Annotated in this window: 21 protein-coding genes; 3 read left to right on the forward strand and 18 right to left on the reverse strand. The window is 65.9% G+C overall.

The genetic code is table 11. From position 1 onward, the window contains the following. Positions 1 to 99 precede the first annotated feature (99 nt). The 11 genes from flgL to flgB form a co-directional block, all read right to left on the reverse strand. Positions 100 to 1,362 (reverse strand): flagellar hook-associated protein FlgL, encoded by a 1,263-nt coding sequence (gene flgL / locus API01S_RS20995; RefSeq protein WP_061306061.1) that lies wholly within the window; start codon positions 1,360 to 1,362, stop codon positions 100 to 102. A gap of 45 nt (positions 1,363 to 1,407) precedes the next feature. Next, positions 1,408 to 3,081, reverse strand: a complete 1,674-nt coding sequence (flgK, locus tag API01S_RS21000) for a flagellar hook-associated protein FlgK (protein ID WP_006219051.1) — start codon at positions 3,079 to 3,081, stop codon at positions 1,408 to 1,410. A 73-nt stretch (positions 3,082 to 3,154) separates the two neighbouring features. Further along, positions 3,155 to 4,132, reverse strand: coding sequence for a flagellar assembly peptidoglycan hydrolase FlgJ (gene flgJ / locus API01S_RS21005; protein WP_006219050.1), 978 nt, complete (start codon positions 4,130 to 4,132; stop codon positions 3,155 to 3,157). 5 nt (positions 4,133 to 4,137) lie between these two features. Further along, positions 4,138 to 5,274 carry a flagellar basal body P-ring protein FlgI gene (locus API01S_RS21010; RefSeq protein ID WP_061306062.1) on the reverse strand — a complete coding sequence of 379 codons (1,137 nt, stop codon included), beginning with the start codon at positions 5,272 to 5,274 and terminating at the stop codon, positions 4,138 to 4,140. A gap of 2 nt (positions 5,275 to 5,276) precedes the next feature. Beyond that, positions 5,277 to 5,966, reverse strand: a complete 690-nt coding sequence (locus tag API01S_RS21015; RefSeq protein ID WP_006219048.1) for a flagellar basal body L-ring protein FlgH — start codon at positions 5,964 to 5,966, stop codon at positions 5,277 to 5,279. Further along, positions 5,966 to 6,751: a flagellar basal-body rod protein FlgG gene (gene flgG / locus API01S_RS21020; RefSeq protein ID WP_006219047.1), complete on the reverse strand. Its 786-nt coding sequence runs from the start codon at positions 6,749 to 6,751 to the stop codon at positions 5,966 to 5,968. Before flgG ends, API01S_RS21015 begins: the two co-directional genes overlap by 1 nt. A gap of 64 nt (positions 6,752 to 6,815) precedes the next feature. Then, complete coding sequence (locus tag API01S_RS21025; RefSeq protein ID WP_006219046.1) at positions 6,816 to 7,577, reverse strand: flagellar basal body rod protein FlgF; 762 nt, start codon at positions 7,575 to 7,577, stop codon at positions 6,816 to 6,818. A 29-nt stretch (positions 7,578 to 7,606) separates the two neighbouring features. Continuing rightward, the gene (locus tag API01S_RS21030; RefSeq protein WP_006219045.1) at positions 7,607 to 9,076 is read right to left on the reverse strand and encodes a flagellar hook-basal body complex protein; all 1,470 of its coding nucleotides are present in this window, start codon (positions 9,074 to 9,076) and stop codon (positions 7,607 to 7,609) included. Between the two features lie 69 nt (positions 9,077 to 9,145). After that, positions 9,146 to 9,844 carry a flagellar hook capping FlgD N-terminal domain-containing protein gene (locus API01S_RS21035; RefSeq protein WP_006219044.1) on the reverse strand — a complete coding sequence of 233 codons (699 nt, stop codon included), beginning with the start codon at positions 9,842 to 9,844 and terminating at the stop codon, positions 9,146 to 9,148. 20 nt (positions 9,845 to 9,864) lie between these two features. Next, positions 9,865 to 10,284: a flagellar basal body rod protein FlgC gene (flgC, locus tag API01S_RS21040; RefSeq protein ID WP_006219043.1), complete on the reverse strand. Its 420-nt coding sequence runs from the start codon at positions 10,282 to 10,284 to the stop codon at positions 9,865 to 9,867. 22 nt (positions 10,285 to 10,306) lie between these two features. Next, complete coding sequence (flgB, locus tag API01S_RS21045; protein ID WP_006219042.1) at positions 10,307 to 10,714, reverse strand: flagellar basal body rod protein FlgB; 408 nt, start codon at positions 10,712 to 10,714, stop codon at positions 10,307 to 10,309. Between the two features lie 177 nt (positions 10,715 to 10,891). On the opposite strand from flgB, the gene flgA reads away from it, so the two are divergent. The 3 genes from flgA to API01S_RS21060 all read left to right on the forward strand — a co-directional run bounded on the left by flgA (position 10,892) and on the right by API01S_RS21060 (position 12,548). Then, entirely contained in the window at positions 10,892 to 11,608 is a 717-nt protein-coding gene (gene flgA, locus API01S_RS21050; RefSeq protein ID WP_006219041.1) for a flagellar basal body P-ring formation chaperone FlgA, read from the forward strand. 127 nt (positions 11,609 to 11,735) lie between these two features. After that, the gene (gene flgM / locus API01S_RS21055) at positions 11,736 to 12,032 is read left to right on the forward strand and encodes a flagellar biosynthesis anti-sigma factor FlgM (RefSeq protein ID WP_006219040.1); all 297 of its coding nucleotides are present in this window, start codon (positions 11,736 to 11,738) and stop codon (positions 12,030 to 12,032) included. Between the two features lie 36 nt (positions 12,033 to 12,068). After that, a complete protein-coding gene (locus API01S_RS21060) occupies positions 12,069 to 12,548 on the forward strand; it encodes a flagella synthesis protein FlgN (RefSeq protein WP_006219039.1) in 480 nt (159 codons plus the stop codon). Between the two features lie 60 nt (positions 12,549 to 12,608). Here API01S_RS21060 and flhF read toward each other — a convergent pair whose 3' ends face one another. The 7 genes from flhF to API01S_RS21095 all read right to left on the reverse strand — a co-directional run bounded on the left by flhF (position 12,609) and on the right by API01S_RS21095 (position 23,282). After that, complete coding sequence (gene flhF / locus API01S_RS21065) at positions 12,609 to 16,058, reverse strand: flagellar biosynthesis protein FlhF (RefSeq protein WP_061306063.1); 3,450 nt, start codon at positions 16,056 to 16,058, stop codon at positions 12,609 to 12,611. Beyond that, entirely contained in the window at positions 16,058 to 18,175 is a 2,118-nt protein-coding gene (flhA, locus tag API01S_RS21070; protein ID WP_006219037.1) for a flagellar biosynthesis protein FlhA, read from the reverse strand. The genes flhF and flhA overlap by 1 nt, the downstream gene beginning before the upstream one ends. Positions 18,176 to 18,178: 3 nt before the next feature. After that, the gene (gene flhB, locus API01S_RS21075) at positions 18,179 to 19,333 is read right to left on the reverse strand and encodes a flagellar biosynthesis protein FlhB (protein ID WP_050729040.1); all 1,155 of its coding nucleotides are present in this window, start codon (positions 19,331 to 19,333) and stop codon (positions 18,179 to 18,181) included. Positions 19,334 to 19,443: 110 nt separating this feature from the next. Continuing rightward, positions 19,444 to 20,988 carry a methyl-accepting chemotaxis protein gene (locus API01S_RS21080; RefSeq protein ID WP_409360614.1) on the reverse strand — a complete coding sequence of 515 codons (1,545 nt, stop codon included), beginning with the start codon at positions 20,986 to 20,988 and terminating at the stop codon, positions 19,444 to 19,446. A 151-nt stretch (positions 20,989 to 21,139) separates the two neighbouring features. Next, complete coding sequence (gene cheZ, locus API01S_RS21085) at positions 21,140 to 21,775, reverse strand: protein phosphatase CheZ (RefSeq protein WP_006219034.1); 636 nt, start codon at positions 21,773 to 21,775, stop codon at positions 21,140 to 21,142. An 8-nt stretch (positions 21,776 to 21,783) separates the two neighbouring features. After that, positions 21,784 to 22,173 carry a chemotaxis response regulator CheY gene (gene cheY / locus API01S_RS21090; protein WP_006219033.1) on the reverse strand — a complete coding sequence of 130 codons (390 nt, stop codon included), beginning with the start codon at positions 22,171 to 22,173 and terminating at the stop codon, positions 21,784 to 21,786. Between the two features lie 50 nt (positions 22,174 to 22,223). Next, positions 22,224 to 23,282: a protein-glutamate methylesterase/protein-glutamine glutaminase gene (locus tag API01S_RS21095; RefSeq protein WP_050729041.1), complete on the reverse strand. Its 1,059-nt coding sequence runs from the start codon at positions 23,280 to 23,282 to the stop codon at positions 22,224 to 22,226. Between the last annotated feature and the right edge of the window lie 14 nt (positions 23,283 to 23,296).

Here is a 23,296-nt window from a genome sequence, read left to right on the forward strand (position 1 = left end):
CCCTGAACGCAACCACGGACGCCCCGGTTCATGACCGGTAGCGTCCGAGAATGGCGCCGTAGGCCGGACCTTGAGCGGCACGGCCTGAAAATCTGCCGCTTACTTACCGCGGCTGAACAAACTGGAGCCCTGAATCGTCATGAACGCGGAGGAAGCCGCTTCCAGCGCGACCTTGCGCATGGCAAGCTGGCTGGCGCCGGCGAAATAATCCAGGTCTTCCAGGTCCGACAAGGTCTTGGAATACGTCAGGCCCTTCTTCGTGCCGGTCGCGTCCAGCGCTTCCAGCTCGTTCATCCGGGCGCCGACCGAAGCGGCCACGGTCAAGACGTTGTCGTAGTTGTTCGACAATTTCTTGTTGGCGGTCGCCAATTCGTTGTTCAGCTTGGCCAGGGCGACTTCGTCGCCGGCGATCGGCGAATCCAGCACCTTGATCAGGCTGTCCAGCGTGGTGAACATGTCCAGGTCAGCCGTCTGCACGCTCTGGACGTCGATCACGTCGCCGTTGGCGGGCGTACCCTTGACAACGACCGACACGCCGCCGAAGTCGATGGCCGCGCCCTCGGTGTACGGGGTGGCCGCAGCGGGCGGCGTCGGGGTGACGACGGGCGGGACCGGCGGGTTGGCGTTGGGATCCGTCGTCGTGACGCGATAGCCCATGTTGCCCGTGGCCGGGTCCGCCTCGAACTGAATCTGGAAATTCTTGCCGATGTTGGCCGAGCCCGGCGTCACCGACACGGTGCTGAACTGGGCGGTGCCGGTGTTGGCGTTGGCGGCGGTGCTGACGTAGGCTTGCGAACCCGGGTTGGCGCGGCTGAACACGTCGATACCCAGATCGCTGGTGGACAGCTGGCGCGACTGGTCGACCTGGATCGTGCGCTCGCCGGTGGCGCCGCTGTAGACGATCTTGCCGTTGGTGTCCTGCGAATAAGGCACCACGCCGCCCTGGTAACCAGAGAACAGGTACTGGCCGTTGCCGTCCGTGCTGTTCGCCAGGCCCAGCAGCGCGTCGCGGGCGCTCTTCAATGCGGTCGACAGGGCTTGGCGATCGCTGTCGGCAAAGGTGCCGTTGCCTGCCTGGATGACGCGGGTACGAACGTCCTGCAATGCCGTGGTGATCGAATCCAGCACGTTGCTTTCCTGACCCAGATTGGTCATGGCCGTATCGCGGTTCAGGCCATACGTGCTGTTCATGCTCTTGGTCTGCGCCACGCCGATCGACAACGAGGCCGACAGGGGATCATCCGCGGGCGTCAGGAACTTGCGACCGCTGCCGACCTGTTCGACCAGGCGGTTCATGTCCGATTCCTGAGAGAGAACGCCGCTCAGGCCGTTCGAGTACATCATCGTGGTGCTCAGGCGCATGGTGCGGCTCCGAATTGCTTTGTAGTCATCACAGTAAAGATCGTCTTAGCCACGCAGGCCCAGCAGCGTGTCGAACACGGTGCTTGCCACATCGATGATGCGAGCGCTTGCCTGGTACTGCTCTTGGTAAATCGACAGGCTGACGTACTCTTCGTTCAGGTTCACGCCCGACACCGATTGCTGGGCGGCGGTCGTCTGCTTGATCAGATTGGCCTGCGCGGTGGCGGCCGTCTTCACCTGGGCGGTCTGCACGCCCACGGTGTTCACGACCTGCGCGAACATGTCGGTGGTGCTCATCGTGCCGTGGCCCAAGACCTTGGCGCTTTGCAGTTGCGCCAGCTTCAAGGCGTTCTTGCCGTTGGCGTCGCCGCCGTCGGCGTCGGCTGCGGCGATCTTTTCGGGATCGCTGATCAGCACGTTGATGTCACGCGCGGCATCGCGCGTGGGCGACAGCGACCACTTGTCGCCGGCTTGCGGCGGCGCGTTGATCGTCAGCGTCACGCCCGCCTCGGCGTCCAGGTTCAGCGTTGCGTTGGGCGGCGTGCCGGTCGCGGGGCCGTTGTAGACGCGCGCGCCTTCCGGCATGCGCAGCACCTGGTAGTTGGTGCCGTCGAACGAGATCTCGTAGTCCTTGGCGTTGACGTTGTTCAACGTCGTGAACTGGCCAGTGATCTGCGCGTTGCTCTTGTTGGCGGTGTTGGGCACGCCCGTGGGCGAACCGATGCTGAAGAAATCCGTGCCCGGGTTGCCGTTCTGGTCCAGGCCCTGCTTGTGCTGTTCGTTGAACGACAGCGCCAGGCCCACGGCCATCTGGCCCAGCTGGTTCTGCAAGGTGTCCAGCGAGGTCGCGCGAAATTGCAGCAGGCCGCCCAGGCTGCCGCCCGTGACGTCGCTGTCAGGCATTTCGACGGCAACCGTCTTGCCCGAACCCGCCGGCAAGGTGTAGGCCACGACCGTGCGGCTCGCGTCCTTGGACGAAGGCACCGCTTGCAGCGGGTACAGCGTCGTGCCCGACAACAGCGACTGGCCGCCCTTGGTCAGCGAGATGTTGATCTTGTTGCCCTGCTCGTAGGTCGTGATGCCGACGAGCTGGTTCAGTTCCATCACCGCCTGGTCGCGCTGGTCGAGCAGGTCGTTCGGGGGGCTGCCGTTGGCCTTGCCGGCCGCCAGCGAGATCTGCGTGTTCAGGTCGTCGATACGGCCCAGGTAGCTGTTGACCTGTTCGACCGTGGTGGAGATCTGCGTGTTCAAGCCTTCACGCAGGTTCTGCATTTCGGAGTAAGCCGAGCGGATCTGCGTGGTCAGGCTGTTGGCCTTGCCCAGCAGGTCGGCGCGCGCGGCCGGATCGGCCGGCTTGCTGGCGACCGTGTTCATGCTGGTGAAGAAGTCGGTCAGCCCCGGGGCGATGCCCACGGTGCGATCGGCGAACAGGTTGTTGATCTGCGACACCTGGGCGAATTGCGTCTGCAATTGCGCACCGCTGCCCTGCGCGCCGACCAACTGCTTGTACAAGAAGCTGTCGTAGCTGCGCTCGATCGTGTCAACCTGCACGCCACGGCCGATATAGCCGTTGGCGGTCGCCTGGGCGCCGGCCGTCGAGGTCAGGACGCGCTGACGGTTGTAGCCCACCGTGGTGGCATTGTTGATGTTGTGGCTGGTGGTTGCCAGGCCGGCCTGGGCGGCGTTCAGCCCGCCCAGCGCTGTTTTGTACAAGTTCATGCTGACAATGCCCCGTATGTAACCGCAGCTGATATCTCTGGATACTCCAATAACGGCAGGAGATCGTCCAAATTTAGAGTCCTTCCAACATCTGGCGAGAAATTTCCACGTTATTGGCTGCGCCTCGCAGCTGACCCATGATGCCGATCAGTTTTTGCGCATAGCGCGGGTCGGTCGCGTAGCCTGCGTCCTGGATCTTGCGCGCCGCGTCGATCTCGTTGCGGGCCTGCGTCACGGCTTCGTAGCGTGGGCTGTTGCCGATCAGGCGCGCGTAGTCCGAGAACGATTCTTCGTAGGACGCATAGGCGCGGAAAGGTTGCGTCACCTTTTTGGCGACGCCGCCTTCGTATTCGGTGGTGAGCACGTTGACGACCTTGCCCTTCCAGCTGGAACCGGCCTTGATGCCGAACAGGTTGTAGCTGGTGCTGCCGTCCGGGTGCTTGATCTCGCGCTGGCCCCAGCCCGATTCCAGCGCTGCCTGGCCCATGATGAGCCGGGCCGGCACGCCGCTTTGCTGCGAGGCCAGGTTGGCCGCGCGCGACATCTTCGACACGAAGTCCACCACGTGATCGGGCGCGCCCTCGGCGGCGGCCAAGGCGCGGTCGCTGGCGCGGTTGTTGCGCATGACGTTCAGCAGCGCCGACACTTCGCGCGAACCGCCCGTGCGGAAGTCCAGGTCACCGCCCTGCCCGATCGCGCGCACCGCGTCATCGGACATGTCGGCCGGCTTGCCCTGCTGCATCTGCGCCAGGATGGACTGCGTCAGCCCGATGCCGGGCGAGGCCAGGTGCAGCGCCAGCTGCTCGTCGGCCATGGATTGCAGCATTTGCGTCTGCTGCGAGTCGAACAGCCCTTCCTTGGGCGTGGCCTCGCGCATGCGCTTGACCATCATTTGCAGGAACAAGGCCTCGAACTGCTTGGCCACCTGCTTTTGCTGGTCGGTGCCTTCGGGGTCTTTCTTGACGTCGCGCTTCAGGTCCGACAAGCGGCCCATGTCGAAGACCGAATCCTGTCGGGCAGCGCCGCGCGCCGCGTCTTGAGTGATCGCCATGGCCGTCAGATGATTTCCAGTTCGGCGCGCAGCGCGCCGGCGGTTTTCATGGCCTGCAGGATGGCCAGCAGGTCTTGCGGCGTGGCGCCCAGGGCGTTCAGGCCCTTGACGACGTCAGCCAGGTTGGCGCTGGTGCTCACGCGCTGCAACGAGCCGTTGTCCTGGCGCACTTCGATCTGCGTGTTGGGCACCACCACCGTCTGCCCTTCGGTGAACGGCGTGTCCGGTTGCGAGACCTGGTTCTGACGGTTGATGATGACCGACAGATTGCCGTGCGCCACGGCCGCCTCTTCGATCATGACCGTGCGGTTCATGACGACCGAGCCGGTGCGGGCATTGATGATGACCTTGGCCACCGTGGGCGCGCGCGCCACTTGCAGGTCTTCGACCTGCGACAGGAAGCGCGCCTGCGAGGCCTGCTCCATCGGCGTGCGCACCTGCACCACGCGGCCATCCAGCGCCGTGGCCGTGCCTTGGCCGAACTTGCGGTTCAGCGCCTGCGCCACGTTTTGCGCCGTGCCGAAATCGGTGTTGTTCAGTTCCACATGGATATAACCGTCGCGCGAGAACGTGGTGGGCACGCCGCGTTCGACGATGGCGCCCGCGCTGATGCGGCCGCCGTTCAACTGATTGATCTGCACGCTGGAGCCGCCGGCCGACGCGCCCGCGCCGCCCACCAGGATGTTGCCCTGGGCAATCGCATAGACCTGGCTGTCGGCGCCCTTGAGCGGCGTCATCAGCAAGGTGCCGCCGCGCAGGCTCTTGGCGTTACCCATGGACGAGACCACCACGTCCAGCGTCTGGCCAGGCCGCGCGAAGGCGGGCAAGGTGGTGGTGACCATGACGGCCGCCACGTTCTTCAACTGCATGTTGCTGCCGGCCGGCACGGTGATGCCCAGCTGCGACAGCATGTTGGTCAGGCTCTGCTGGGTGAACGGGGTCTGGCGCACCTGGTCGCCGCTGCCGTCCAGGCCCACGACCAGGCCATAGCCGATCAGCTGGTTGCCGCGCACGCCCTGGATCGAGGCCAGGTCCTTGAGCCGCTCGGCATACGCCGCGCCGGCGCCGGCCGCGAGCCCCACCACCACGCACACGCGGGCGAACAAGGACAGCATGGCGGATATCGGAGTGGGTGTTGTCATAGTCAGAACGGCGATGCGAGCAGGAAGAAGCGTTGCAGCCAGCCCATGGTCTGAACTTCGTCCATGACGCCCTTGCTGCGGTATTCGATGCGGGCGTCGGCCACTTGCGTGGACGACACGGTATTCGTGCCGGTAATCGAGCGCGGATCGACCACCCCGGCGAAGCGAACGTATTCGCTGCCTCGGTTGATTGCGATCTGCTTCTCGCCCGCCACCTGCAGGTTGCCGTTGGACATCACGCCCACGACCGTCGTGGTGATGGTGCCGGTGAAGGCGTTGTTGGCGGTGCTGTCGCCCTTGCCCTGCGCCACGTTGCCGCCTTTGGCGTCGGTGTTCAGGTTGGCGCCCGCCCAGCTGTCCATGAAGGACGGCGCGGCGGCGATGCCCAGCGTGGCCGATCCGGTGCGGTTGGTGTTCGTCGCCACGTTCTTCGAGGCATTGGTGCGCTCGTTCAGGACGATGGTGACGATATCGCCCACGTTGCGCGGCCGACGATCCTCGAACAACGGATAGTTGCCGTACGTGGTGGGCTGATAGATCGAGCCCGTCGGCTGCGCCATCGGCATGGGCGGCGGCGGCGGCGCGGCCGTGGTCGGCCCGGTCACAATGGGCTCGGGCGGAATCATGGCGCAACCGGCCGCCAGCAGAGCCAGCGCCGCAACGAATACCAGACGCAGGACAGACATGGGCATCACAGTTGGGTCAGGCGGGCCAGCATCTCGTCAGAGGTCTTGACGGCCTTGCTGTTCATTTCGTAGGCGCGCTGGGTCGTGATCATGTTGACCAGTTCTTCAGCCACGTTCACGTTCGAGGTTTCGACGTAGTTCTGCATGATCGAGCCTGCGCCATCCACGCCCGGTTGCAGCAGGTTGGCGGGGCCCGAGGCATCCGTTTCCAGATACAGGTTTTCGCCGATGCTTTGCAGGCCTGTGGGGTTGATGAAGGTGGCGATCTGCAATTGGCCGATCTGCACGTTCACGCCGGCGGCGCCCGGCTGCGTCACCGAGACGATGCCGTCCTTGCCGATCGAGATGGACAAGGCGTTGTCCGGCACGTTCATGGGCGGCTGGATGACATAGCCGCTGACCGTGGTCAGCTGGCCGTTCTGGTCGCGTTGCAGCGCGCCGTCGCGGGTATAGCCCTGGGTGCCGTCGGGCAGCTCGACTTGCAGGAAGCCGCGGCCATTGATGGCGATGTCCATTTCGCCGCCCGTGTTGTTCAGGTTGCCGGCGGTGTGGATGCGCTCGGTGGCGGCCACGCGCGCGCCCGTGCCCAATTGCAGGCCGGACGGCAACTGCGTGGCGTCGCCAACCTGGGCGCCCGGCTGGCGCAGCGTCTGGTACATCAGGTCCTGGAACACGGCGCGGCCGCGCTTGAACCCGTTGGTGGAGACGTTGGCCAAGTTGTTCGAGATTACGTCCATGGAGGTCTGTTGACCTTCCAGGCCCGTTTTGGCAATCCACAACGAACGCATCATGATGAAGTACTCCTGGTGCGGCGGACTGGCCGCGCGCGAAATTGGTTTGAATCTGCGACCGGAATCAGCTGACGGACAAAATGCCGTTGGCGCGTTCGGCGTTGCGATCGGACTGCTGGATCACCTGCATCTGCTGCTCGAAACGGCGGGCGTTTTCGATCATGCCCACCATCGCTTTCATCGGATTGGTGTTGCTGCCTTCCAGCACGCCGGACAGCACGCGCAGGCTGGGATCAGCCGGCGCGGGCGGCGCGGGCTGGCCATTGACAGGCGCCAGGCGGAACACGCCGTCGTCGCCATGCACCAGTTGCGCATTGTTCGGGTTGGCCAGCTTGATACGGCCCAGGTTCAGGATGTTGTTCGGGCCGTCGCCAGCACCGATGGCCGTGATCGTGCCGTCGGACGTAATCGTCAGCGCGGCCTGGTCGGGCACATCGATGGGGCCGCCCTGGTCGGACAGCACCGGCTGGCCCAGCGACGTTTGCAGCAGGCCGTTGATGCCGACCTGCAAACTGCCGCCGCGCGTATAGGCTTCGCCTTGCGGCGTCTGCACGGCGATCCAGCCTCTTTCGCTGGACAGCGCCACGTCCAGATCGCGGCCAGTGGTCTGCATGTTGCCCATTTCAAAGCTGTTGCCCGGGGTCGAGGCCACCGTCGAAACACGCGTGGGCAGACTCACTCCGTCCGTCACGGGAACCGAGCGGTACAGCGCGATCTGCTCGCGAAAGCCCGTCGTGTTCACGTTGGCCATGTTGTTCGAAATCGCGGCCTGCTGCTCAGTGATACGCGCCGCGCCATTCATGGCGGTGTAGATGATTCTGTCCATTGCCTATTCCGTCGGTGTCGTCGCAAGCATTACTTCAGGTTCATCAGGACTTGCATGATTTCGTCCTGGGTCTTGATGGTTTGCGAGTTGGCCTGGTAGGTGCGCTGGGCGATGATCATGTTGACCAGCTCCTTGCTCATGTCGACGTTGGATGCTTCCGTCGCCTGACCCACCACGCGGGACATGCCGTTGGTGCCCGGCTGGCCCAGGATCGGCTGGCCCGAAGCGGACGTTTCCGTCCACGCGTTGTTGCCCACCGGTTGCAGGCCTTGCAGGTTCGAGAAGTCGGCTAGCACGATGTTGCCGACCACCTGGGTTTCGCCGTTGGTGTAGCTGGCGACCAGGCTGCCGTCGCCGCCGATGTTGATGCCGCTGAATTCACCGGAGGTGTAGCCGTCGGGCTTGGCAACCAGCTTGTAGTTGCTGCCGTATTGCGTGGTGCCGGTGTAGTTCATGGCGATGCTCAACGGATCGGCGGGCGTCGTGGCGCCACCGGGCTGGGCGAAGCTCAGGGTCACGACCGGGGCGCTGGTCAGCGCGCCGGCCTTGTTGAACGTGAACTGCTGCGCATTGCCCCAGACGCCGCCCGCTTCCGTGGTGGGCGCCATGGCCTGGCCGTCCATCGTGTAGTACACGTCGTACACGCTGTTGCCGGCGGCGTCCGCCGGGCGCTTGACGAAGTACTGCATCACCTGGTGCGAGTTGCCCAGCGAATCGAACACCGTCATGGGCGACGCGTTGGTGTAGCTGTTGGACACCGAGGGATCGAACGGACGGCCGATTTCAGTGACCGCGGCGGTGTAGTTGACGTAGCCCGGAACCTGGGTGATGTCGCCCGCCGTGATGGCGCCCGTGGCGTCAACCGTGACGACGTTCGGCGCGGCGCCGTAGTTGCCGGCAGGCGGCGTGGCGCCCGACCACACCAGCGCGCCCAGCGCATCGCGGGTGAAGGTGTAGGGCGTGCCGCCCAGGGTGACGCTGCCGTCCACGGCCGGAGCCGTGACGGTGTCGGTCGGGTAGACCACCTTGGCGTTGGCGTCCAGGTTGGCGACCGTCGTGCCGGTGGCCGTGGCCTTGGGCGCCACGTTGGCCGTGGGCAATTGCAGTTCGACCGGGTTCGCGCCGATCGCGCCGGCCGGGTAGCCGGTCAGGCGATAGCCTTGCGCGTTCACGATGAAGTTGTTCTTGTCGACCAGGAATTCGCCATTGCGCGAATACATCACCGCGCCGCTTTGGTCGGTCAGGCGGAACATGCCCTTGGCGCCGTCGATGGCGATGTCGTATTCGCCACCGCCGCCCTGCACCGTACCGACGGTGAAGCGCTGGTTGATGGCGGCGACCTTGACACCCAGACCCACGCGCGAGCTGGCGTACACGTCAGCGAACGAGGCGGTGGCCGACTTGAAGCCGACGGTGCCCGAGTTGGCGATGTTGTTGCCGATCACGTCCAGGTTCTGCGCTGCGGCGTTCAAGCCGCTTAGTCCTTGTCCGAAGCCCATGTTTTCTCTCGCTAATTAATGATGAGGAGCCGCCGCCCGTGCGCCGGCATCGATTCAAATCCGCCCGATTCAGGCGCCGATGACCTTGCGCACGTCCAACATGCTGGTCTGGCCTTCCAGGCCCAGGTCCAGACGCAGTCCGTTCGTGGAGTAGGCCACGCTCTTGACCTGGCCGTAGCTCAGGACTTCTGCATTCACCTTCTTGCCGTCGCCGTCCGTGGCCAGCACGGACGCGGTGTACGCACCCGGTTCCAGGGGCACGCCGTTGTCGTTCTTGCCGTCCCAGTCGAGCGTGTACACGCCCGTCTTCTGTTCGCCCATTTCGATCGTGCGCACGACCGCGCCGTTCGCGTCGGCGATGCGGATCTGAACCTTCTGCGCGTCGCTTTGCAGGTCCAGGCCGTAGGGGGTGGCCACGCGCTCGGCGGCGTTGTCGCCGTCCACGCCCAGCTTGATCTTGTTGCCCGGGATCAGGACGCCCTTGCCGATCATCGACACGGCGTTCATCGATTGGGACACGTCGATCTGGCCGCTGATGGCCTGGATGGTGCTCTTCAGGTTGCTGATGCCCTCAACCGTCGCGATCTGCGCCAGTTGCGAGGTCAGCTCGGCGTTTTGCATCGGGTTCAGCGGGTCCTGGTTCTGCAACTGCGTCGTCAGCAGCTTCAGGAACTGATCTTGCAAACCTTGCGAGGTGACGGAATTGTTGGCGTTGGACTGGGCCTGCGCCAAGCCCGCGGCGCTGGTGTTTTGATCGACGGTGGTCATGGATACACTCCGGGCGAAAATTAGGATTGACCGATGGTCAACGTCTTTTGCATCAGGGACTTGGCTGTGTTCAGCACTTCGACGTTCGCCTGGTAGGACCGCGACGCGGCGATCATGTTGACCGTTTCGGCCACCGGATCGACGTTGGGCATGCTGATGTAGCCCTGCGCATCGGCCAGCGGATGCTTGGGGTCATAGATCTGCTTGAGCGGCGACGGATCCTGGATCACGCCGGCAACGCGCACGCCGCCGATCTCCTGGCCCATTGCCTGGCCAGCGGCCGGGTTCACCTGGAACACGACCTGGCGGGCGCGGTACGGCTGGCCATCAGGACCGACGACGCTGTCGGCGTTGGCCAGGTTGCTGGCCGTGACGTTCATGCGCTGCGACTGCGCGCTGAGCGCCGAACCGGCGATATCGAAAATGCTCAACAAGGACATTGCCTGTTGCTCCCTTTATGGATCAATCCTGAATGGCGGTCTGCATGGTCCGGATGCGGCCGGAGATCATCTGCATCGTGCTTTGGTAGTGCAAGGTGTTGTCGGCGAACTGCACGCGCTCGATGTCCATGTCCACCGTGTTGCCGTCCATGCTGGGCTGGTAGGGCAAGCGGAACAGCAGGTCGGTCGGTCCTTGCGAGACCGCCTTGGCCGGGATGTGGCGCGCCGAGGTCAGCGTCAGCGAGGTGTCGGCCAGGCGCTTGGAATCTTCCATGGCGTTCTGCATCGCGGTCTTGAAATCAAAATCGCGGGCCTTGTAGTTCGGCGTGTCGGCGTTGGCGATGTTGGACGACAGCACTTCCTGGCGCTGCGCGCGCAGTCCCAAAGCCTGCTGGTAGAACCGGAAATCTTCGTTAAGCCTGTCTAGCATCGTGGCGCCTTCGTGCGTTGCAATACGGATAGAGCACGGGACATCGGGCACGCCGCTATCCCATTGGATGACGGAATCATAGGGGCCGGCGATGAAACACAATCAGCCAAATAACCCGCCATTTCTCATCCAATTCACGTATTGCCAAGCGCGCCGGACTCTTACAATTCAGTCATCATGAAAATCTCTGCTCGACTTCTCCTCGCGCGCGCAAGCGGCCTGCTAGCCCTGGCCTTGGCAGGCAGCGCAACCGCGCTGGCGCAAGACGCCGCCAGCCAGCCGTCCGAGGCGATCGTGAGCACCGCGCACGACTATCTGGTGGAACAACTGGCCGCCCTGCCCGGCCAGCCATCCGTGACGATCGACCCGCCGCGCGTCGAGCGGCTGGCGCCTTGCGATGCCATGTCCCCGTTTATGCCTTCGGGCATGAAGCTGCGTTCGCGCATGACGGTCGGCGTGCGCTGCAATGCGCCCAAGCCCTGGACCACTTATGTGCAGGCGACGGTCAGCGTGCCCGGGTACTATTACGTCGCTTCGCGCATGATCTCGGCGGGCCAGGCGCTGACGCCGGATGATCTTGCACCGCGCGACGGCGACCTGGTGTCGCTGCCGCCCGGCGCAATCACGGATCCGCAGGCGGTGGTGGGCATGTCGGCCGCCTTCCGCATCAACGCCGGCCAACCGGTGCGGAGCTCGTCGCTGCGCAACGCGCAGTCGGTGATGCGTGGGGCCAACGTCCGCATCAACGCGCGCGGCAATGGATTTGTCGTCAGCAGTGAAGGTCAGGCGCTGGATAATGCGGCGCCCGGGGCCGTGGTGCAGGTTCGCACCGCCAGCGGCCAAGTGGTCAGCGGGGTGGTACGCAACGCGGGCTTGGTGGAAATACAACTGTAGGGTCTGTTACAAATCGCGCCACACCATTGGACAAGCTGCCCTAAAGTTCCTTCCTGCCCTGTCGTTACACAGACATAAGTAGGCGGATCCGTCGCAAACCGACCCAGGACGCCCTGCGGAGAAAACCTTGAAAATCAATTCGACCACCAACCGGCCCCTGTCGGCCGACGCCGTGAGCCAACGTCCGGATTCCGCCGTGGCGCAGGCGTATGGCGCAAGCAACAACGCTTCGGGCTCGAGCAGCTCGCAAGTGGCGTTGAGTTCGGCGTCGCGCAAGATGCTGGCCCTGCAAGACGGTTCGAACGACATCAACGTCGAGCGCGTGGCCGCCATCCGCGCCGCCATCGCTTCCGGCCAGTTGAAGATCGACACCGGTCGCATCGCCGACAGCCTCATCGCCAGCGCGCGCGATCTGCTGAAGTAATCCTTTTCACCGCCCTATCGCCTTCGAAGCCTGACCATGAACCCCGTCGATTCGCTCCAGTCCTGCATGCGTCAGGAAGACGCGCTGATTACCGAGTTTTCAGCCATCCTGGAAGAAGAGACCGAGGTGCTGGTCGGTCCGGGCAATGTCGGCGCGTTGCAGGCGATCACCGAACGCAAGGCCCGCGTGGCCCAGCAGCTGGTTGATCTGAGCGAAACGCGCGACGGCCTGCTGGGCGAAATCGGCCTGCCTGCCGGCCACGCCGGCACCGAGCAGGCCGCCGTGCTGCATCCGCAGCTGTCCGGCATCTGGCAGGCGCTGTTGAGCAAGTCGGCCTCGGCCAATGAAATCAATCTGCGCAATGGCGCACTGATCGACGTGCACCTGCGCTACACCCAGCAATCGCTGGACGCCCTGCGCGACCTCAACGGCGCGCGCGGCAACAACGCCACCTACGACGCCTACGGCCGTGGCACTCGCGGCGCCCCGAGCCGCAAGCCGATCGTCGCCGGCTGAGGCCGGCCCATCGGGCTGGCGTGGCCGCGCCGCTTCCGGCGCGCCACCCCCGGCTTGCAATCAAGCAGCCATTTCCAGCATCGCGAACATTTTCAGGATCGCCACGGGCAGCATGCGGCCCGATAGCTTGCGTTCCGATCCCATGATGCCCGACAGCGGACCGCGCACGACAGCGGCCGACGGCGAGTGCGCCATCTGCCAGCAGGCCGCGCCCAACTGCCCTGCCATCAGCGCCTGACGCGCCAGCGTGTGAGCGCCGTCGACGGAAGGCAGCGCCTGCCAGGCATTGGCCATGTAACGGAAGCCGGCGCGGGCTTCGTCCTGCAACACCAGCCAGCGCGCCACGGTGGCGGCGTCGGCCTGGGAGGCAGGCAGGTTGGTCAGGCCGAACAACTGCGCGGCGATTTCGCCGCTGACCGTATCAATCAAGCGCGCGCAGACCAGCCGCATGGACGTGGTTTCGCCCCGGCCGGGCAAGGTGATTTCCGTGCCCGATGCCCATAGCGCCAACGGCACCGACTTGCCGGCCTGTTCGATGGTCAGGCCGGGCATGTCGCCGGGCTGGCCCACAGGCAGATAGCCCACGCTTTTGCCGACTGCATTCAGATTGGTCGGGCATTCGTCCTGCACGACGCGCATGCCGCCGGCGCAGCGCGCCACCCACGAAGCGCCCTGCCCGTTCAACGATTGCCAGGACGCCGAGGTGCCCGATTCCAGCAGATGCACCAGCGGCAGGCGCGGCAACTGCTCGCCCAGCCAGCGCACACGCGCCTCCAGCGCCTGGCCGGCATCGGCCAGGCCGGTGGCGCCCGGCGCGAACGAGGTCAGCATGCCGTGGGCCAGCGCCAATTGCTGCGCGGGCGCGGCCATGGCCACGCCGCGATCGCTCATCAGCAGCGCGCCCATCAGCACGCCGCCCGGCAAGCCGTCGCCCTTCATGCTGGTCTTGCCGTGCATGGCCAGCAGATGGCGATTGCAGGTGGCCGAGAATTCGCGGCGCACCATGCCCAGCGGCTCGTCGCCCAGCGCGGCCAGGCTGGCGCCCGCACCGTCGCCGACGTAGTCGCGCCAGGACGCGCGCGCCTGCGCGCAGGCCGGATCGCTGTCCAGCATGGCGATCGTGTCGTCCAGATTCTGCGCGGCCGCGATCGAGGCGGGACCGCCTTGCGGGCGCAGGATCGCGGAGGCCAGCAACTGGCGGCGACGCGCCGGATCGACGGCATCGGCCTCGCGTGCCGAGGGGACGAGCGAGGCCAGATCCGCTTCGCTGGGCGTGTACAAGGCGCGGGCGCGTTCGACCATGCCGAAGGCGCGGTCGATCAAGGTGTCGGCGCGCGCCAGTTCCATGTGCTCAGGCACCTTCTGCCCGACCGACATGTAATGGATCGGCAGGCGATGGCGGATGGCCGTGTCCAGCGCCGCGCCCAGGCGAGTGGCTTCGTCCAGCTTGGTGATGATGCAGCCGGCCACGTCCTCGCCCACGCCATTGCGATAGGCATGAGCCACCTCGTCCAGCGTGTCGCCCTGGCTGGCCGCGTTCAGCACCAGCAGGCGGCGCACCGGCTTGCCCGCGTTGCACAGCATCGCGGCCTGCTCGGCCACCAGTCGGTCACGCTGGCTGATGCCGGTGGTGTCGATCAGCACGATCTTGCGGTTACCCAGCTCGGCAAGAATGCGGCGCAGTTCAGCGGCGTCGCGCACGGAATGCGCGGGCACGCCCATCAGGCGGCCATAGATCTGCAATTGTTCAAGCGCGCCGATCCGGAACAGGTCGGTGGTCAGCATCGCCACCTGATCGCGCCCTTCGCGCGCCACGCAACGGGCGGCCAGCTTGGCCAGCGTGGTCGTCTTGCCTACGCCGGTCGGGCCGACCAGCGCATACACGCCGCCCGCCAGGAATTCGTCTTCCGAGGCCACCACCGGCAGGTGCGTGACCAGTTCGTTACGGGCCCACGCCTGCGCGGCGTCGGCGGACAGCCCTGGCGGCAGGCGGTCGACCAGCGCGCGCACCAGCTTCGTGCTGAAACCGGCGTCCAGCAGGCTGCGGAACAGCGCGGCGGCGGCAGCCTCGCGGGTCGTACCGGGACGACCGCCCCAGAGCAGCCCGTCCATGCGGGTTTCCAGCGCGCCGCGCAACGCGCTGATGGCGTCCTGCAAGCCGGCCGTGGTGTCGGGCGGCAGCGAGGGCGGCGCCTGACGCAAGGGCGCGTCGGGCATACGAGCCATCGAAGGCGCGGGCGCGGCGGAAGCATACGCGGCGGGTGCGGCCGGAGCCGATGCGGCGCTGGATGCATACGCAGCCGGCGCAGCGGCAGCGGACGATGCGTGCGAAGCCGATCCGGCCGTGGATGCGTATGCAGCCGGCGTAGCGGCAGCGGACGATGCATGCGAAGCCGATTCGGCCGTGGATGCGTAGGCAGCCGGCGTAGCGGCAGCGGACGATGCATGCGAAGCCGATCCGGCCGTGGATGCGTAGGCAGCCGGCGTAGCGGCAGCGGTAGAAGCCGCCGGCGCATGCGAAACCGGCGCGGCGGGAGTCGACGAAGCGGCCGATGCATACGCCGTCGGCATAGCGGCAACTGACGATGCGGCCGGCGCAGCGGGAATCGCCGTTGCTGCCGGCGCATACGCGGCCGGCGTGGGCGCGGCCGGCATTGCGGGGCGGCTTGGCGGCAAAGGCGGCAGCTGTACACGGGTGGCCGCGCCCGTCAGCGGCGTGGCCGGCTGCTGGGAAAGAGGCTGGGCCGCGCCCTGCTCTATCGGCGGCCGGGCGATGGCTGGCTGCGAATGGGCTGGCTGCGAATGGGCTGGCTGCGAATGGGCCGGCTGCGAGTGGGCCGGCTGCGAGTGGGCCGGCTGCGAATGGGCCGGTTGAGACGACGTGGAATATCCAGACGGGGGCATCGCGCCCGCGCCGGCCGGAGCCACTGGTGCATCGTCTTCCGGCTGGGCCGACGACGCAAATGCGGATTGGTACGCAGCGATCGAACGCGAAGGCGTCGTATAGCCCGTCTGCGGCGCGGCGGGCCTGACGGCCGTAGCGGCGCGCGGATCGGAGGCGGGCACCGATGCCGAGGGATAGGCCGGCGCGAAGCCGGGCATCGGTGCGGCCGGCGCGCGTGCGGGTACGGTTCCCGCTGCGATTCCAGGCGCAACGCCCGGTGTGAATCCGGACGCAAACCCCGGCGCAATCCCGGGCGTGAACCCAGGCGTCGACGCCGGCGCGAACCCGGGCGACGCGCCTGCCCCAAATCCGGGCGCGGGTGCGGATACGGGCGCGCCTGCGTTCGCCGGAACTGGCGCAGCACCCGACGCCGGCGCATGCACCGGCGCTTGCCGCTGCGGCGTGTCGGAAGCGTCGTCCTCGAACGCGCCATCCAGCGTCGCCAGCACTTCCACGCCACCATCCACGCTGCGATTCGACACGATCAACGCATCCGGACCCAGCGCCAGGCGCACCTGGCGCATCACGTCACGGCTGTTGGCGCCCACAAAGCGGCTTATCTTCATTACCCATTACTCCCGCCGATCAGCGCGGTCACGCGGACCATGCGCTCATCCGGTATTTCCGTATTCGACAACACGCCGAGCTGCGGCAGATGGTGCCGCAGGAAGCGCGACAACGGCGCGCGCAAGACCGGCGAAACCAGCAGCACCGGCGCATTGCCCTGCGCTTCCTGGCGTTCGACGGCGGCCTGCGTTTCGCGCAGCAAGGTATCGGCCAGGCCGGGCTCCAGCCCGCCGCTGGTGGTCATCGCCTGCGACAGCACGCGCTCCAGCTTCACGTCCAGGCCAATCACCCGCAACTCGCCTTCGCCGGGGAACCACTGCTGCGTGATCGCGCGGCCCAGCGAACGGCGCGTCAGCATGATCAATTCGTTGATGTCCGGCTGCCCGCCCGTGGCGGCCGCTTGCGCCGCCAGGCGCGGGCCGTGTTCGGACAGCGTGTCGATGATGGTGCGCATGTCGCGGATCGGCACTTCTTCGGACAACAGGCCCTGCAACACCTTCTGCAAGGCGGTCAGAGACAGCGTCTTGGGCACCAGGTCCTCGACCAGCTTGGGCGCATCGCGGCCAATGCGGTCCAGCAGTTGCTGCACTTCCTGGCGGCCCAGCAGGTTGGAACCGTGGCGGTGCATCAGGTGGTTCAGGTGCGTGGCCACCACCGTGCCCGCGTCCACCACCGTGTAGCCAGCCACCTGGGCCTGGTCGCGCAGGCCGCCGTCGATCCACAGCGCCGGCAAACCGAAAGCCGGGTCGGTGGTGGGCGTGCCCTTGATCTGTATGGTCACGCCGCCCGGATCGATCGCCAGCCATTGGCCCGGCATCGCCACGCCGTGGCCCACTTCCACCCCCGACAGCAGGATGCGGTAATCGTTGGGCTTGAGCTCCAGGTTGTCGCGGATGTGCACGACCGGCGGCAAAAAGCCCACGTCCTGCGCGAACTTCTTGCGCAGGCTGCGGATGCGATGCAAAAGCTCGCCGTTCTGCGCGTGGTCCACCAGCGGAATCAGGCGATAGCCCACCTCCAGCCCCAATTGGTCGACCATCGATACGTCGTCCCAACTGGCTTCGGCGGCGGCGGCCTGCGCCTGCGTGATCGCCTGTGGTGGAACCACCTCGGCGGCTTGCGCGGCGGCCTTGCGCCGCTTGTGCAGCGCCCAGCCGCCCCAGCCCAGCGCGCCGGCCAGCGTCAGGAATGCAACGTGCGGCATGTTGGGAATCAGGCCCATGATGCCGATGATGCCCGCCGTCAGGAACAGCACGGCCGGGTTCGAGAACAGCTGGCTGATGATCTGCTGGCCGATGTCCTGGTCGGTGGACACGCGCGAGACGACCACGCCGGCCGCCGTCGAGATGACCAGCGCCGGAATCTGCGCGACCAGGCCGTCACCGATGGTCAGCAGCGTGTACACGCGGCCCGCGTCGCCCATCGACATATCGTGCTGGGCCATACCGACGATCAGGCCGCCGATGACGTTGATCACCATGATCAGCAGGCCGGCGATGGCGTCACCGCGCACGAACTTGCTGGCGCCGTCCATCGAACCGAAGAAGTCGGATTCCTGGGAGACTTCGGCGCGGCGCTTGCGCGCTTCGTCTTCGCCGATCAGGCCGGCGTTCAGGTCGGCGTCGATCGCCATCTGCTTGCCGGGCATCGCGTCCAGGGTGAAGCGCGCGCCCACTTCGGCGATACGGCCCGCACCCTTGGTGATGACGATGAAGTTGATGATGGTCAGGATCACGAACACGATGATGCCGACCGCGAAGTTGCCACCCACCAGGAAGTGGCCGAACGCTTCAATCACCTTGCCCGCGGCGTCCGGACCCGTGTGGCCGTGCAGCAGCACGACGCGGGTCGAGGCCACGTTCAGCGACAGGCGCAGCAAGGTCGCGAACAGCAGCACGGCCGGAAAGGCGGCGAAGTCCAGCGGCTTGCGCGTGAACATGGCCACCAGCAGGATCATCACCGACAGCGCGATGTTGAACGTGAACAGCAGGTCCAGCAGGAACGTGGGCAGGGGCAGCACCATCATGCCCAGCACCATCACGATCAGGATGGGCCCTGCCAGAAGCCGCGCATGGCCGGCCCCGCTATTCTTGAACATGGTGAGCAAAGCGCTCATTCCTCAGACTCCTTGTGCTGCGGGTTTTGCCTGCGGGTCCAGGTCTGCCGGCACGGCCAGTTTGGTCGGGGCCGTCGGTTCGACCCCCCATCCCGACCGCCACGAACGCAGCTGAAAGACCCACGCCAGCACTTCCGCCACGGCGGTATATAGCTCGGCCGGGATTTCTTTACCCAGCTCGACGTGTTGATGCAATGCGCGCGCCAACGGCGGCGCTTCCAATGTGGGAATGCGGTTCTCGGCGGCCAGCTCGCGGATCTTGGCCGCAATCAGGCCGGTGCCTTTGGCGATCACGCGCGGGGCCCCGCTCTTGTCCTCGTCGTACTTGAGCGCCACCGCGTAGTGGGTCGGGTTGGTCACCACGACGTCCGCGCGGGGCACTTCCGACATCATCCGACGCCGCGCCGCCTGGCGCTGCTGCTGCCGGATACGCGCCTTCACGTGCGGATCGCCTTCGCTTTCCTTGTGTTCCTGGCGCACGTCTTCCTTGGACATGCGCAGCTTCTTCAAGTGGCTCCAGATCTGCCACGGCACGTCCAGCAGCACGATCACCAGCAGCGACGCCACGATCAGGGCGCAGCAGATCGCCACCAGCGACAGCGCCTTGATCAGCGCCGCCGAGGGGGCCACGTGCATCAGGCCCAGCATGTCGTCGTGGTAGCGCCAGATGACCCAGACCGCCACGCCGCCCACCAGCAGCGCCTTGGCCAGCGCCTTGATCAGTTCCACCACCGTCTGCGACGAGAACATCCGCTTCAGGCCGGCGAAGAGGCTCAGTTTCGAGAAGTTGGCTTGCAGCGGCTTGCCGGAAATCACGATGCCGCCCAGCAACACGCTGGACAGGACCGCCACCACCGCCAGCACGCCGAACACCGGCAGCAACGCCAGCAAGGCGTGGCCAAAGCCGATCACCGCCTGCTCGACCATCACGCCGGGGTCCGTCACGATGCGCTGGTCGAACGCCAGGCCATTGTGCAGAACGCCGCTCAAGCCTCGATACAGCGAACCGCCGCCGGCCCAGATCACGCCGACACCGGCGGCCAGCATCATGAACGTTCCCAGTTCGCGGGAACGCGCAATCTGCCCCTCCTCGCGCGCCTTTTCCAGGCGCCTGGGAGAGGCTGCTTCTGACTTTTCGAGGTCGCTTTCTTCAGCCATGCTCTGCGGTTCTGTTGCGGCTCGCGGATTTTCCGATTACGAGCCGCCCGCCGAGATTCTAGGATTGCCCGGGGTTGGGCGATAAGCCAAGAAACGGGAAGAAAGCGGTGCTATTCGCCGTTGCGCGCCGACCCGGCCGGGCCCGCGCCGTCCAGCGCGGCCTGAAAGCGCACGTAGTCCAGCCCGATACGCACCGCGCCCCAATGTTCCGACCCCAAATAAAGCGGCATCGAAATATCGTTGATGATCTCGCCGGTGTCGCGCGAATAGGTCTGAAACAACATCGCGCCCGTGTTGGCCGCCAGGCGGGCGCCCACGGGATCGTCGAAGATGCGCTTGTGCCGCGACCGCGCGATATCATGCTGCGGGTCGCCGGTGGGCGGATGGGAAAAGCGGCCGTTGTGGGCCGGCGCATAGCCGCGCGCATCGACGGCCAGCGTGTAGATGCCGCCCGGCATCGCGTCCAGCACCTCATCGAGCAAGCGGGTCAGCGCCTCGTCGATGCTGCGGTCGTAGCGCGTGTGATAACGCGGCGGCTCGCTGCCGGCAATGCGCTGGTACTGGCGATCGAATACGTCCAGGCCCTGACGCCTGGCGTCGTCCAGCAGCCGCTCGACCGCCCGCGCGAACTGCTCCAGCGCCCCGCACAGCTGATCGAACGCCGTGCGGCCGGTGCGCACGTCGGCCAGCACCTCCTGCACGCTTTCCGTCTGGCGGCGAATACGGTCGATTTCGTCCGACATGCTGCCCACGCGCTTGAGCACGTCGGCGCTCAACGCCGCGATCCTGCCCACTTCCTGGCTCATGCCATGGTTGGTCGCGTCCACGTCGTTGATCGCCTGCACCACTTCGCCAACCTGTAGATTCATGCTGCCGAAGTCGCGCACGAAGCGTTCGAAGTCCGCGCAGGTGCGGTCCAGCACGGCGCCGGACGCGTCCACGTCTTCGCGCAGGGTGCCGGTCTGCCGCTGCGTCGTGTCCACCAGGTCCAGCATCTGGACCGTATGCCGGCCGATGTCGTTGGTGGCGGCATTGACGCGTTCGGCCAGCCGGCCCACTTCGCTGGCGACCACGGCAAAGCCCCTGCCCGCGTCCCCTGCCCTGGCCGCCTCGACGCCCGCGTTCAGCGCCAGCAACTGGGTCTGCAATGCAATGTCCTTGATCAGCTTGCTGATGTCGGCAACCGAACGCGCCCGCAAGGTCAATTGCCCCACGACTTCGGTGAACGAGGCCATCTCGCGGGTCATGCGATCCACCCGCGCCTTGACGTCGGACAGCTCGGCCAGCGCCTGCTGCGCCGCGCCCAGGTTCTGGCCCGACACGTCTGCGATCTGGCGCGCGTGTTCGGACGTGGACGTAGACAAGGCGGCGATCTGCGCGCCGCTGTCGGCCAGCGCGCCCGCCGCGCGCGCCTGTTCCTGCGCCAGTGCGGAACAGCGGCCCGCCTGATATTGCGTGCGCGCCGCGTTCAGCGCGATTTCAATGCTGGATTGCCGGACGGTGACGACGCGGCCTCGCATGCGCGCAAGGAACCGGTGCAGGGGGAAAACAGCGGGACTTAAGGAAAGGGTGCGTTCCGACAACGTGCCGTCGCCCCGGTTCAAGCGGCGTAACAGTGCCCACATGCCGCCAAGGCGGAATACGGATCTGGCCATGATGGACCTCCTTGTGCTGGCCCGGACCGCCTTCTGTGGGCGTCCGTTGCCTGGCGCGCGGCGCGCGCCTTGTCTCTTACTGCAAGGCCCCCCTGCTTATTCTTCTATGCACGCGCCGCCGGCGGCCAGGCCGGACGGCGCGATGGGTCGATCAGAACCCCAGGCTGGCCAGCAGGTCATCGACCTGATCCTGGCTGGTGACCACGTCGGTCTTGCCTTGCGGACTGATCTGCGGTCCGTTCAGCAAGCTGTTGGCCTCGTCGCGCCGTTCCTGCGGCACGTTGTCCAGCAGCACTTGCAGCAGCTCGCGTTCAATCGCGCCGACCACGTCCATCATGCGCATGATGACCTGGCCCGTGAGGTCCTGGAAATCCTGCGCCATGATGATTTCCATCAGCTTCGATTGCGTCTGCTGCGTCTGCTTGGGCACGTCCGCCAGGAAGGCGCGCGTATCCTTGACGAGTTCGCGCGCTTCCGGCATTTCCAGCGGCTGGTCGTACCATTGCTGCCAGCGGCTATCGAGCGCCTGGGCCGAGCGCGACATGCCGTCCTGGATGGGGCCGGCCTGCTCGGTCGCGTTCAGCACGCGGTTGGCGGCCTGCTCGGTCATCTGCGCGACGTAGCGCAGGCGGTCGCGCGCATCGGGAATGGCGTTGGCGGCGTCTTTGATGGCCTGATCCAGACCCAGCTCGCGCATGCTGTCGCGCAGCATGCGCGTCAGCGAGGCGATCCGATGGATCAGGTCAGGATTTTCCCCAGCGGGTTCTACATGTTCTGTTGTGCTCATTGCACACCTCAGCCCGCAATTTTCTCGAAGATCTTGGTGAGCTTTTCTTCCAGCGTCGCCGCGGTGAAAGGCTTGACCACGTAACCGTTGGCGCCGGCCTGGGCCGCCGCAACGATGTTTTCTTTCTTGGCTTCAGCCGTCACCATCAGCACCGGCAGCGAAGCCAGCGAGGCGTCGGCGCGGATCTGCTTGAGCATTTCCAGGCCGTCCAGGTTGGGCATGTTCCAGTCGGACACGACGAATTGGAAGCCGCCATTGCGCAGCTTTTCCAGCCCGATCGCGCCGTCTTCGGCCTCGTCGACGTTCTCGAAACCCAGCTCCTTGAGCAGGTTGCGGATGATCCGTCGCATGGTGGGGAAGTCATCCACCACCAGAATCTTTATGCCCTTGTCTACCATCTTTCACTCCAGAAGAAATTTGCTTGAGATCGATCGTGGTTGCTGACGCGTCAAACGCGGTGCCCACGGTCGCCCAGGCGAGTCAGAATGCGTTCGCTAATCGCCGACAGCGCAACCACTTCATCCGCGGCGCCAATGGCGATGGCCTCGCGCGGCATGCCGAACACCACGCAGCTGGCTTCGTCCTGCGCGATGGTGTGCGCGCCCGCGCGGTGCATGGCCAGCATGCCGGCCGCGCCATCCTTGCCCATGCCGGTCAGGATGACGCCGATGGCGTTCTTGCCCGCGGCCACGGCGGCGGAATTGAACAACACATCCACCGACGGGCGATGGCGGTTGACGGGTTCGCTGGCTTCCAGTTCGATCACGTAGTTGGCGCCGCTGCGGCCCAGGCGCATGTGCGTGTCGCCGCCCGGGGCCAGGTACACGTGGCCCGGCAGCACGCGGTCGCCATGGACCGCTTCGCGCACGGTCACCGCGCACAAGGCATCCAGCCGCTGCGCGAACGAGCGCGTGAAGCCAGCCGGCATGTGCTGCGTGATCAGGATGGCCGGGCTGTCCGGCGGCAAGGGTTGCAGTACTTCGCGGATGGCTTCGGTGCCGCCCGTGGACGCGCCCACGATCACCAGCTTTTCCGAGCTGGACAGCGGCCGGCGCAACATCGGCGCAGCCGCGGCCTGCGCCGCGTGCGGGGTCGGTGCGCGCAACTTGGCGCGCGAGGCCGCGCGGATCTTGTCGGCAATGATCTCGGTGTATTCGAGCAGGCCGTCGCGGATGCCCAGCTTGGGCTTGGTCACGAAGTCGATCGCGCCCAGTTCCAGCGCGCGCAGCGTGATTTCACCACCGCGCTCGGTCAGCGACGACACCATCACCACCGGCATCGGCCGCAGGCGCATCAGCTTTTCAAGAAAATCCAGCCCGTCCATGCGGGGCATTTCGACGTCCAGCGTCAGCACGTCGGGATTGTGGCGCTTGATCAGGTCGCGCGCGACCAACGGGTCCGGCGCGGTCGCAACCACTTCCATGTCCGGCTGGCTGTTGATGATTTCAGTCATCAGGCCGCGCACCAGCGCGGAGTCGTCCACACACAAAACGCTTATTTTTTTCATTGCTTGCTGCCTCG

This window comes from Achromobacter piechaudii NBRC 102461 (assembly GCF_001571245.1).
In the GTDB taxonomy this organism is placed as follows: domain Bacteria; phylum Pseudomonadota; class Gammaproteobacteria; order Burkholderiales; family Burkholderiaceae_B; genus Achromobacter; species Achromobacter piechaudii.